10 protein-coding genes and 1 pseudogene are annotated in these 11988 nt (G+C 62.5%); 3 read left to right on the plus strand and 8 right to left on the minus strand.

What is annotated here, in order from left to right:
• The 3 genes from urtC to urtA all read right to left on the minus strand — a co-directional run.
• On the minus strand, positions 1-1076 hold a 1076-nt coding region (gene urtC, locus EOD15_RS17525; protein ID WP_127408676.1), incomplete at its 3' end, for an urea ABC transporter permease subunit UrtC.
• A complete protein-coding gene (gene urtB / locus EOD15_RS17530) occupies positions 1073-2686 on the minus strand; it encodes an urea ABC transporter permease subunit UrtB (RefSeq protein ID WP_127321966.1) in 1614 nt (537 codons plus the stop codon). The genes urtB and urtC, both read right to left, overlap by 4 nt.
• Before the next feature lie 108 nt (positions 2687-2794).
• Complete coding sequence (gene urtA, locus EOD15_RS17535) at positions 2795-4105, minus strand: urea ABC transporter substrate-binding protein (protein ID WP_027036733.1); 1311 nt, start codon at positions 4103-4105, stop codon at positions 2795-2797.
• Positions 4106-4415: 310 nt separating this feature from the next.
• Between urtA and EOD15_RS17540 the strand changes: the two genes are divergently transcribed.
• A complete protein-coding gene (locus EOD15_RS17540; protein ID WP_127321965.1) occupies positions 4416-4829 on the plus strand; it encodes a hypothetical protein in 414 nt (137 codons plus the stop codon).
• Positions 4830-4893: 64 nt separating this feature from the next.
• On the opposite strand, the gene EOD15_RS17545 is transcribed toward EOD15_RS17540, so the two are convergent.
• The 3 genes from EOD15_RS17545 to EOD15_RS17555 all read right to left on the minus strand — a co-directional run bounded on the left by EOD15_RS17545 (position 4894) and on the right by EOD15_RS17555 (position 7525).
• On the minus strand, positions 4894-6465 hold the full coding sequence (locus EOD15_RS17545; RefSeq protein ID WP_127268966.1) for a GMC family oxidoreductase: 1572 nt from the start codon (positions 6463-6465) through the stop codon (positions 4894-4896).
• A 46-nt stretch (positions 6466-6511) separates the two neighbouring features.
• Positions 6512-7042, minus strand: a complete 531-nt coding sequence (locus EOD15_RS17550) for a gluconate 2-dehydrogenase subunit 3 family protein (protein WP_127268967.1) — start codon at positions 7040-7042, stop codon at positions 6512-6514.
• Between the two features lie 87 nt (positions 7043-7129).
• The gene (locus tag EOD15_RS17555; RefSeq protein WP_127321936.1) at positions 7130-7525 is read right to left on the minus strand and encodes a VOC family protein; all 396 of its coding nucleotides are present in this window, start codon (positions 7523-7525) and stop codon (positions 7130-7132) included.
• A 208-nt stretch (positions 7526-7733) separates the two neighbouring features.
• On the opposite strand from EOD15_RS17555, the gene EOD15_RS17560 reads away from it, so the two are divergent.
• On the plus strand, positions 7734-8039 hold the full coding sequence (locus tag EOD15_RS17560) for a ribbon-helix-helix domain-containing protein (protein WP_127268969.1): 306 nt from the start codon (positions 7734-7736) through the stop codon (positions 8037-8039).
• Here the strand turns inward: EOD15_RS17560 and EOD15_RS17565 are convergent.
• Both EOD15_RS17565 and EOD15_RS17570 read right to left on the minus strand, forming a co-directional pair.
• A complete protein-coding gene (locus EOD15_RS17565; protein ID WP_127321937.1) occupies positions 8036-8746 on the minus strand; it encodes a purine-nucleoside phosphorylase in 711 nt (236 codons plus the stop codon). The genes EOD15_RS17560 and EOD15_RS17565 overlap by 4 nt on opposite strands.
• 87 nt (positions 8747-8833) lie before the next feature.
• A complete protein-coding gene (locus EOD15_RS17570) occupies positions 8834-11407 on the minus strand; it encodes an ATP-binding protein (RefSeq protein WP_127321938.1) in 2574 nt (857 codons plus the stop codon).
• A gap of 224 nt (positions 11408-11631) precedes the next feature.
• On the opposite strand from EOD15_RS17570, the pseudogene EOD15_RS17575 reads away from it, so the two are divergent.
• Positions 11632-11988, plus strand: a pseudogene (locus EOD15_RS17575) (flagellar biosynthetic protein FliO); the annotation flags it as partial.

The raw sequence follows: 11988 nt of genomic DNA on the forward strand, positions 1-11988 counted from the left end.
CTGTCCCACATGCCGATGATGCCTTTGGGCAGCAAAAGCGTGACGGCGACGAACAGCCCGCCCAGTGCAAACAGCCAGAACTCCGGCAGCACGCCGGTGAACCAGGATTTGCCGGCGTTGACCAGCAGCGCACCGATGATCGGCCCGACAATGGTGCCGCGTCCGCCGACGGCGGCCCAGACGACGACTTCAATCGAATTGGCCGGCTCGAACTCGCCCGGATTGATGATGCCGACCTGCGGCACGTAGAGCGCGCCGGCTATGCCGGCCATGACAGCCGAGACGGTGAAGGCGAACAGTTTCACGTTCTCGGCCCGCCAGCCGAGGAAGCGCGTGCGGCTCTCGGCATCGCGCACCGCCATCAGGAGCTTGCCGTATTTGGAGCCGACGATCGCCCAGGTGACGAACACGGCAAGCGCGAGCATCACGGCGCTGGCCGCGAACAGCGCCGAACGCGTCGCGTCGGCCTGCACGTTGAAGCCGAGAATATCCTTGAAATCGGTCAGGCCGTTGTTGCCGCCGAACCCCATGTCGTTGCGAAAAAAGGCAAGCAGCAGCGCGTAGGTCATCGCCTGGGTGATGATCGAGAGATAAACGCCGGTGACGCGGCTGCGGAAGGCGAACCAGCCAAAGACGAAAGCGAGCAGGCCGGGCACCGCGAGCACCATGAGGCCGGCGAACCAGAAGTGGTCGAAACCGTACCAGAACCAGGGCAGTTCCTTGTAGTTCAGGAACACCATGAAATCGGGCAAGATGGGATTGCCGTAAACGCCGCGCGAACCGATCTGGCGCATCAGATACATGCCCATCGCATAGCCGCCGAGCGCGAAGAAGGCGCCGTGACCGAGCGAGAGGATGCCGCAATAGCCCCAGACCAGGTCAAGTGCCAAGGCGAGCAGCGCATAGCAGAGATATTTGCCGGTGAGCGCAACGATATAGGAAGGGACGTAGAAGGCGCTGGTGGGAGACACCGCAAGGTTGAGCAGCGGCACAAGGACGGCCACCGCCAGCAGGATGAAGATCGTGATGGCGATGCGGCGGTCCGCGCCGGCGGCAAAGAAGCGTCCCGTGATCATGCTTCCACCGCCCTGCCCTTGAGCGCGAACAGGCCGCGCGGGCGCTTCTGGATGAACAGGATGATCAGCACCAGCACGACGATCTTGCCGAGCACCGCGCCCGCATAGGGCTCGAGGAACTTGTTGACGATGCCGAGCGAGAAGGCGCCGACCAGCGTGCCCCACAGATTGCCGACGCCGCCGAAGACGACGACCATGAAGCTGTCGATGATGTAGCCGCGACCGAGATTGGGCGAGACGTTGTCGATCTGGCTGAGCGCGACGCCGGCAATGCCTGCAATGCCGGAGCCGAGCGCGAAGGTCAGCGCGTCTACCCATGGCGTCCTGATGCCCATCGAGGCGGCCATGCGCCGGTTGGCGGTGACGGCGCGCATCTGCAGGCCCCAGGGCGTGCGCTTCATCACGTAGAGCAGGATGCCGAAGGCAGCGAGCGCGAAAACCAGGATCCACAGCCGGTTCCAGGTGATCGCCAACTGGCCGAGATTGAACGAGCCCGACATCCAGGATGGGTTGCCGACCTCCTGGTTGGTCGGCCCGAAGATCGAGCGCACGGCCTGTTGCAGGATCAGCGAGACGCCCCATGTCGCCAGCAGCGTTTCAAGCGGCCGGCCATAGAGGAAACGGATGACGCCGCGCTCGATGATCAGGCCAACCAGGGCCGCAACGAGGAAGGCGAGCGGCAGCGCAATGACCAGCGACCAGTCGAACAGGCCGGGAAAGGAGGTGCGGATCACCTGCTGGACGACGAAGGTCGTGTAGGCGCCGAGCATGACCATCTCGCCATGCGCCATGTTGATGACGCCCATGACGCCGAAGGTGATGGCAAGGCCGATTGCCGCCAGCAGCAGCACCGAGCCCAGCGAGATGCCGTACCAGATGTTCTGCCCGGCATCCCAGAAGGCCAGCGTCGAATTGATGTTGGCGATTGCGGTCGTCGCCGCTTGCTTGACCGCGTCGGTGGAATTCGCCTCGATCGAGGTGAGCAGGGAAACCGCATCGCGGTCGCCACGCGCGCCGATCAGGGCAATTGCAGCGAGCTTGTCGGCTTCAGGCCGGTCGGAGACCAGAACGGAGGCGGCACGAGCCTGTTCGAGCAGCGCCTTGACGCTGGCCACGATCTCACTGGCGATTGCCGTGTCGAGCGGTCCGATGTTTGCGGCGTCGGGCGTCTTGAACATGGTGTCGGCGGCGGCAACACGCACGGCCGGGTCCTTGGCGCCGAGCGTCAGTGTGCCCAACGCATCGCGTATGACGCGACGCAGCGTGTTGTTGACCTTGATCTTGGTGATGCCGTCCTTGGCCGCGTCGCCCGACGCCTCGCCGCTCAACGGGTCGGAAAGCTGGACGCTTTCGCCCGCTTCCTTGCCGACAAACACAAGGGAATCAGCCTTGCGGACATACAGGTTGCCGTCGGCAAGTGCCGCAAGCGGCCGCTCTACCGCCGGATCGCCGGCGGCCGCCAGTTCGTGGACGACGGCCCCGATCTCGGAAAAGCCCTTGGCCGTGGCGAATTTGGCGATGATGCCGCGCAGATCGGCTTCGCCGGCGCCGGAGGACGACAGTGTCGCCAGCAGGAACAACAGCATCAAACCCGTGCGGATCAAGGTCATCGGTCTCTGGTCACCCCTGAAGGTTGAAGTGGGCGTCCGGACGGCGGAGGAAGCCGTCCGGACGCGCGCGGTCATGGGCATGGACCTGAAGGTCCAGCCCGGGGAGGATCAGTTCGTGCCCTTGCCGCCGCACTTGCCGGTGGCAACATTGAAGTTGCCGCAAGACAGAGGCGCGCGCCAATCGGAGATCAGGTCCTTGGAATCAGGCAGATAGTCGGACCACTCGTCACCCATCACCAGGCCCGGCGTGCGCGACACGGTTTCGAACTGGCCGTCGGCCTGGATTTCGCCGATCAGCACCGGCTTGGTGATGTGGTGGTTCGGCATCATCGTCGAATAGCCGCCGGTCAGGTTCGGCACCGACACGCCGATCATGGCGTCGATGACCTTGTCCGGATCGGTGGTGCCGGCCTTCTCGACCGCCTTCACCCACATGTTGAAGCCGATATAATGGGCTTCCATCGGATCGTTGGTGGTGCGCTTGTCGTTCTTGATGAACTTGTGCCAGTCGGCGATGAACTTCTTGTTCTCGGGCGTGTCGACGCTCTCGAAATAGTTCCAGGCGGCGAGATGGCCGACCAGCGGCGCGGTGTCGAGACCGGCTAGCTCTTCCTCGCCGACCGAGAAGGCCATGACCGGGATGTCCTCGGCCTTGATGCCCTGGTTGCCGAGTTCCTTGTAGAACGGCACGTTGGCGTCGCCGTTGACGGTCGAGACGACGGCGGTCTTCTTGCCGGCCGAACCGAACTTCTTGATCGCCGAAACTTCGGTCTGCCAGTCGGAGAAGCCGAACGGCGTGTAATTGACCATGATGTCTTCAGCCGCCACGCCCTTGGCCTTCAGATAGGCCTCGAGGATCTTGTTGGTGGTGCGCGGATAGACGTAGTCGGTGCCTTCCAGCACCCAGCGCTTCACCGAACCACCATCCTCGCTCATCAGATAGTCGACAGCCGGGATGGCCTGCTGGTTCGGCGCCGCACCGGTGTAGAACACGTTGCGCTCGCTTTCCTCGCCCTCATACTGGACGGGGTAGAACAGGATATTGTCGAGTTCCGAGAACACCGGCAGCACCGATTTGCGCGACACCGAGGTCCAGCAGCCGAACACCGCCGCGACCTTGTCCTTGGAGATCAGTTCGCGCGCTTTTTCGGCAAACAGCGGCCAGTTGGAAGCCGGATCGACGACGACCGCCTCGAGCTTCTTGCCGAGCAGACCACCCTTGGCGTTCTGCTCGTCGATGAGCATCAGCATGGCGTCCTTCAGCGTCGTCTCCGAAATCGCCATGGTCCCCGACAGCGAATGGAGAATGCCGACCTTGATCGTGTCGTCGGCGGCCTTGACCGGAGCGGACGTCAACAGGCCGGCGGCGACCACACCAGCCGAAAACATTTTTGTTATTGTCGAGAAATTACCCCTCATATTACAGACTCCCAAGCTAGTTGATTGCACCGCAACACTACAAAGCAACCCCCATGCCAACCGCTCTGGCAATCCCGAAAGGGCACAAATAAATTATAGATATCAGCACCTTGGAATATAGGGCTTACAAAACAAAGAGAGGTGGCCAGAAATCGATTGAGGGAATTTTGCGCAGCTTCCGCAGCCTCTGCCTATTTTTTGACCATTTTCATAATCTGCCTAGATTTTGACCTCACCAATACCTCAGGGCGACCGATGTTGCGGCGCGGTGCAAAAATAGGGCAAGCTCGCTCTTCAAGCGAGCGACGTCATGGTTTCAGGTATTTCACGTATTTTCATCGGCATACTGCTTCTGGCTGCAGCAACCGTGGCCGCGCGAGCCGATTTCAGCGACGGCAAGATGCCTGACGGCGCCTATCATTGCGAAGTGTACCTGCTTGGCATGTTCCTCAGCCTCGGCGACATCACCATCAAGGGGAACGTCTACAGCGGCCCCGTCTACGCCAGCCTCGGCGTCTTCGGCACCGCGCGGCAGGGCTACAACTACCAAATGGACGCAAACGGCGTGATCTCGTGGCTGGGGCCGCTGGGCGGATATACCGCCGGCGGCAATTTACTGTCGCTGACCCAGGCGACGCTGGACGGCGAAACCGTGCCCTCCTTCGACATCATCATGAAGCAGCCCGACGGCGCCTTCACCGCCTCGACCTGCACCAAGCAGTGAGGCGGCAAGAAAAAGGCGCGGAACCTTGCGGGTTCCGCGCCAGCAGTCCGTCGGGAGGATGTGACTAGATCGTCTTGGCCGACATTTGCGCCGCGATGTAGTCGGCCTGGCGGATCGCGAGCGACACGATCGTCAGGGTCGGGTTTTCGGCGGCACCGGTGGTGAACTGGCTACCATCGGACACGAACAGGTTCTTGATGTCGTGCGCCTGGCCGTGCTTGTTGACGACGCCGTCTTCCGCTTTCTCGCTCATCCGGTTGGTACCGAGATTGTGGGTCGACGGATAGGGCGGCGTCGGGAAGGTGCGGGTGGCGCCGACCGCATCGTAGAGTGCCGTAGCCTGCTTGTAGGCGTGGTTACGCATCGCGGTGTCGTTCGGATGGTCGTCGAAATGCACGTCGGCGATCGGCATGCCGTGCGCGTCCTTCTCGTCGGCATGCAGCGCGATGCGGTTCTCCGCGCGCGGCATGTCCTCACCGACGATCCAAAGGCCGGCCATGTGGTCGTAGTGATCGAGTGCTGTGGTGAACGAGCGCCCCCATGCGCCCGGATCAAGAAACGCTGCCATGAACGGCAGGCCGAGCGACAGCGTCTCGAACTCGTAGCCACCAACGAAACCGCGCGATGGATCATGCCGCGCCTCGTCGCGGATGATGCCGGCCATGGTCGTGCCGCGATACATGTGCACCGGTCTGTCGAAGATGGCATAGACCGAGCCGGTGGTGTGACGCATGTAGTTCTTGCCGACCTGACCCGACGAGTTGGCAAGCCCATCGGGGAATTTCCCCGACGCCGAATTGAGCAGCAGCCGCGGGCTCTCGATCGAATTGCCGGCAACCGCGACGATGCGCGCCTTCTGCTCCTGCAGCTTGCCGTCTTTGTCGGCGTAGACAACGCCGGTCACCTTTCCGCTGGCGTCATGGTTGATCTTGATCGCCATGGCATTCGGCCTGACTTCGAGATGGCCTGTCGCCTCTCCCTTGGGTATCTCGGTGTAGAGCGTCGACCATTTGGCGCCCCATTTACAGCCCTGGAAGCAGAAGCCGGTCTGCTGGCAGGACATGCGGTCGTCGCGATCGACCGAGTTGATCGCCATGTTGCCGGTGTGGCATTCCTTGTAGCCGAGCTTGTCGGCGCCGGCCTTCAACACCTTGAAATTGTTGTTGCCCGGCAGCCGCGGCCAGTCATTGGTGCCGGTGACGCCCATCTTGGCTTCAGCCTTGGCATAGTAGGGCTCCATCTCGGCTAGCGTGATCGGCCAATCGAGCAGGTTGGCGCCTTCCAGTTTGCCGTAGGTCGACAGCCCCTTGAACTCATGCTCCTGGAAGCGCAGCGAAGCTCCCGCCCAATGCGTGGTCGAACCGCCGACCGACTTGACGATCCAGGCCGGCAGGTTGGGAAAGTCCTTGGCCACACGCCAGTCGCCCGACGTGGTGCGCTTGTCCGTCCAGGCGAGCTGGCTGAACGAACCCCACTCGTCATTGATGAAGTCTTCGTATTCGTGGCGCGCGCCGGCTTCCAGGATGACGACGTCGACACCCTTCTGGGCGAGTTCGTTGCCTAGCGTGCCGCCGCCGGCGCCCGAGCCGATGATGACGACCACGCCATCGTTGTTCAGATCAAATGAAGCTGCCATGGTTTCCTCCCATGATTTCTGTTTGCGGGTTCAAGAACGACGGGGCTCAGAGCCACTCGATGTCGTCGAAACCGCGTGCGATGTAGCCGCCCTTGGAATAGGACTCGCCCTCGTAACCGAAGATCGGCCACACCTCTTTCTGGTTGTAGAGGCTGACCACGAGGCCACCCCGAATGGCCTGGAAGAACGGCGTCGCCTCGATTTGCTTCAGCACGGCTACGCGCTGGTCCTCCCAGCCAAGGCCGCGGTAGCCGCCGTCACCGGACTTCTTGTCGAGGTCGGCGATGCCATCTTCGAGCATAGTCTTGTAGGCGGCGTCCTTGCCGGCCTGTTCGTCGTGGCCTTTCACGGCAATGGCGTAATATTTGTCCGGAACCTGATCGTGCGGATAGATGTCACGCGCCATCTGGATCAGCGTCGCCATGGTTTCGGGCTTGAGTGCCGATGTCTCCAGTCCCCAGGCATGCTCGGGGCTGATGACGGCGCTGCCTGAAATGACGAGCAGCGCGCCAATGCCGCCGCGTTTAAGAAGCTCTCGACGGGACAGCCCAGGCTTCGCGTCATAGATCGTGACCATTTTATTCCTCCCTGCTTGCTATGTGCGCTCTCTTCAGAACGCCGTTGCTGGCGCGCTGCCCCCGTCAGGGGACGGCTGCGATGTCTCCTATTGGAAGCGACCTCCGCGTTGCAGAACCTCGATCTTGTAGCCGTCGGGATCCTCGATGAAGAAAAAGCGGGCGATCAGGGATCCGTCGCGGTTGAACTCGACGATTTTCTTCGGGTTGAGCCCTAGCGCGCCGAGACGGTCATGTTCGCCGTCGAGATCGACGACCGAGACCGCCAGATGGCCGTAGCCGTCGCCGAGCCCGTAAGGCTCCTGCCGATCCTTGTTCACGGTCAGTTCGAGCTCGAACCCTGCCTCGGCATTGCTGAGGTAAATGAGCGTGAATGTCTCGAAATCCAGCCTGTCGGCGACATCGAGCCCGAAGGCGTTTCTGTAGAAATCGACCGATCGGGCTTCGTCGAGAACCCGGATCATACTGTGGATCGCCTTGGCCAAATCAGTCTCCGTTCTGGTGTGGAGGCGATTATGCGCGGCACGGACAAAAGGTGGTGGCAGCCGGTTACCACGCCCGCAGCCGCGAACGGGACGAAAGTCCGATTGCCGGACCGGCAATTTTGCCCGAGAATGCATGTGGGGACAGGTCAAGCAGTATCAAACTGCACGCCCGTCCACCCAAGACCAACAATCATGGGAGGTTTGTCGGATGTGCAGGGTGTTTGCGGGCCAGGATCCCGAAGGCTATCGCCAGATCAACCGATCGATTCGCATCGACGGCCACTCGACCAGCATCCAGCTCGAAGCGACATTCTGGGCTTTGCTGGACGAAATCGCCGAAAACCAGGATTTGACGACGCCAAAATTCATTTCGAAGCTTTATGACGAAGCCATCGAGATCAACGGCGCCATCCCGAACTTTGCGTCGATGCTGCGCACCACCTGCGCGCTCTATCTGCGCGGCCATCGGCCGGGAATGGATGAGCAGATGGTGCCGAAGCGGGAGGCTGCTTAGCCCGCTTCCACAGCGACAGCGAGCGCCAGACGGCTCATGTCGGTGAAAAGCGCCTGGCGCTCGGAATAGTCGGTCTGTTCGCCGGTCTCGATGTTGTCGACCACGACACACATCGACAGCGCACGCGCTCCGAAATGCTCCGATATGCGATATAGCGCGCTGGTTTCCATATCCACGGCCAGGGCTCCTTGCGCCCGCGCAACGGCAAAACGGGCGCGCCCCTCCGGGTGATAGAAGATGTCGCTGCACACCGTCAGGCCGGCATGATGGTCCATGCCGAATTCTACCGCCTTGGCCAGTGACGATGCGAGGAGCGCCGGGTCGGGGCCAGCGGGTCCATAAAGGCCGAAAACCTGGCCGCTCTGGGCGCTTTCCGCCTGCGCCGATTGCGAGATGACAAGGCTGCGCAGTTTTGCTTTTGCGGTCAGGCTGCCGCAGGTGCCGGTGCGGATCAACGTCCGGGCGCCATAATGGTCCAGCAATTCATGCGCGTAGATCAGAAACGATGAAACGCCGATGCCCGTCGCCTGAATGCTGACGGGTTTGCCGCCAAACAGCCCGGTGAAGCCAAGCGCGCCGCGGCGGCGATTGATGCAGCGCGGCGCTTCCAGGAACGTTTGCGCCATCCACTCGGCGCGCTGCGGGTCACCCGGCAACAAAACCGTGTCGGCGTAGTCGTCCTTGTCCGCTTCGTTGTGCGGCGTCACCAGTTGCTCCCCCTAAGCCTTCCTGCCGTTTCACCCGCAATCATGGCGTTGTCACGGCGTTGTGCAAGGTGGAACATGGGAAAGGCTCTAAGACTCCAGCACGTCCTTAACGATCGTCGCCAGTTGCTTGAGCGAAAACGGCTTGGGCAGAAAGCCGAAATGCGCATCTGCCGGGAGGTTTCTGGCGAATGCGTCCTCGGCGTAGCCGGACACGAAGACGAACTTGATGTCCGGCTGGCGCTTGCGCAATTCACCAAGCAGTGTCGGTCCGTCCATTTCCGGCATGACCACGTCGGAAACGACGATATCGACCTTGCCGCCCAGCGCCTCGAACACTTCCAGCGCCTCGACGCCCGACGATGCCTCGTGCACGGTGTAGCCACGCGAGGTCAGCGCCCGCATGCCGCCCATGCGCACGGCATCCTCGTCCTCGACGAGCAGCACCGTGGCCGAGCCCGACAGATCCTTGGCCGGATCGGCGACCTTTGCCGGCGTCGCCGGCGCATCGCCGGGCTCGCCTGCTTTTTTCGCTTCGGCGATGTGACGCGGCAGGAAAATGCGGAAAGTCGAGCCTTTGCCGACTTCGGAATCGCAGAAGATGAAGCCGCCGGTCTGCTTGATGATGCCATAGACCATCGACAGGCCAAGGCCAGTGCCCTTGCCGACTTCCTTGGTGGTGAAGAAAGGCTCGAAAATCTTCTTCAGCACGTCGGGCGCGATGCCGCTGCCGGTGTCCTCGACTTCGACCACGACATAGTCCGCCGGGGCGAGTTCGCGGTAGGAAAAGGCCTTGCACTCCTCGGCGGTCACATTGCGGGTGCGCACGGTGAGATCGCCCCCCGCCGGCATTGCGTCGCGCGCGTTGACCGCAAGGTTGACCACCACCTGCTCGAACTGCCCGATATCGACCTTGACCGGCCACAGGTCGCGGCCATGGTCGACCTTCAGCTTGATGTCGTTGCCGACCAGGCGGGCGAGCAGCATCCTGAGATCGGCGAGCACGTCGGTCAGGTTGAGCACTTCCGGCCGCAATGTCTGCTTGCGCGAGAAGGCCAGAAGCTGCCGCACCAGCGAAGCCGCCCGGTTGGCGTTCTGCTTGATGTTCATGATGTCGGGGAAGGAGGGGTCCGACGGACGGTGGTTGGTCAACAAAAGGTCGGACGCCATGATGATGGCGGTCAGCACATTGTTGAAATCATGCGCGATGCCGCCGGCAAGCTGGCCGACCGCCTGCATCTTCTGGCTCTGCGCCATCTGCCCTTCGAGCGCCTTCTGCTCCGTCGTCTCGACGGCGTAGACGATGGCCGACTCCTCGGCGCCCTCGCCACCGGTGCCGTCGGCGACGGCGTTGACGTAGAAGCGGATGTGCCGTTCGTCGTTGCCGGGCAAAAGCGTGTCGATCGGCTCGATGTCGGCCTGCCGCTGCTGCGCTTTCTCGAAGGCAGCCGCAAAGGCCGGCCGGTCGCGTTCGTGGATCACTGTGTCGAGCCGCACACGGCGGTCGACGGCGTCGCGATCGACGACAGACGAGAACAGCGACAGGAACGGCGCATTGGTGCGCAGGATGCGCCCATTGTGGTCGACGCCGGCGATTGCCATCGGTGTCGAGTTGAAGAAGCGGGTGAAGCGCACTTCCGAAGCCCGCAAATCGGCAGAGGCATCCTCGCCTTGCGTGCGGTTGAGCACGATCGTGCGTGTCGGCCCGTTCAATCCTTCGCGGCTGGCCGAAACGCGGTGCATGAAGCGCACCGGCAGCGCTTCGCCCGTCATGGTCGTCAGGTCGAGATCGATCACCGCGTTGCGTGTGGTGCCGGGGTCGGCCTTGACCGAGCGGACCAGCGCCATGCCGTCGCCGGCCACGATCTCCGAGAGAGACACGGCACCGGGCGTGAAGCTGGTGAGGTCGATGCCCAGCCATTCGGCGAGCGTGGCGTTGATGTAGGTGACGCGGCCCTCCTGGTCGGCCGAAAAGAAGCCGGCCGGCGCGTGGTCGAGGTGATCGATCGCCTTCTGCAGATCGAGGAAGAAGCGCTCCTGCTCGGCCCGCTCCTGCGAGATGTCGGCAAGCTGCCAGGCCAGCATCGGCAGCCGCTGGCCCGGAACGCTGAAGGCGCGCGCGCGCGCGCGGTACCAGCGGGCGCCCGGCTCGGCGCCGGGCCGGATGGATTGCGCGAGCCTGAACTCGCCGTCGCCCGGCTGGCCGTCGCGCAGGCCGGACGCCAGGCGATAGATCGTCACCGAGGCTTCGGGGACATCCGAGAGCAATCCCTCGACGGTCTTCAGGTCGGCAGCGGACGATGCTCCGGTCATATCCGCATAGGCGCGGTTGGCGTAGACGACGCGGCCCTTGGTGTCGGTGACGAGAAGCCCCTGCGACATCGAATCGACGAAGGATTTCGACAGTTCGTCGCCTGTCGAGCGTGGCGTGACCTGCACGAAGCCGATCGCTGTGGCAAACAGGAAGCCGACGCCGATCATCGCCAGCACGCCGAGCATGCCGAGCAGGAAAGGATCGCCGAGGCGCTCGCGGAAAAGCCCGAAGACGATCGCCGCCCCCGTCAGAACGACGATGAAAATGATAAGCCGGGTGACCGCGCCCGGTCGCGTATTCTGGTCGACGATCGGTACCGGATAGAAATCGCCGCGCGCTTCCTTGGCCATGTGCCCCCTGCTCGTGAATTCCGGTGTTCCGACACCCGCCCCGTACCGGGTTGAATCACATTCTCCTAGTCCGGAAAAGGCCTGGGCGGCAAATGTCGGATAAAAATGATGTCTTTCGGCCTTCTGGGTTTTTCAAGCTGTTCACCGGCGTGAAACGCAACTTGCGGTGGCCCGCTGCAACGGTCTAGTGTCTCGTCACTTCCAAGGGCGATCAGGGGAAACCAATGCAATGGCTCGATAGCGTGGCAGGTCCCGGTTATGCCGCAGCATTGTTGTGGACGTTTGCAGCGCTTGTCCTGCTGGTCATCGTTCTCGTCATCATCAAGCTGGTGCGCAACCTGACATTCGGAACCTTCGTCGCCGGCGGCCGGAATCGCAAGACGCGACTGGCCGTCATGGATGCCACCGCCGTCGACAGCCATCGCCGGCTGGTGCTGATACGCCGCGACGACATCGAACATCTGCTTCTGATCGGCGGTCCGACCGACGTCGTCGTCGAGCGCGATATCCGGCTTTCGGCGCCGCGTCGTCCCGCGTTGACCGGAGACGGTGGCTTGCAGCCGGTCCCGGCCACCGCGGTC

This window comes from Mesorhizobium sp. M7A.T.Ca.US.000.02.2.1, assembly GCF_003996995.1.
In the GTDB taxonomy this organism is placed as follows: Bacteria; Pseudomonadota; Alphaproteobacteria; order Rhizobiales; family Rhizobiaceae; genus Mesorhizobium.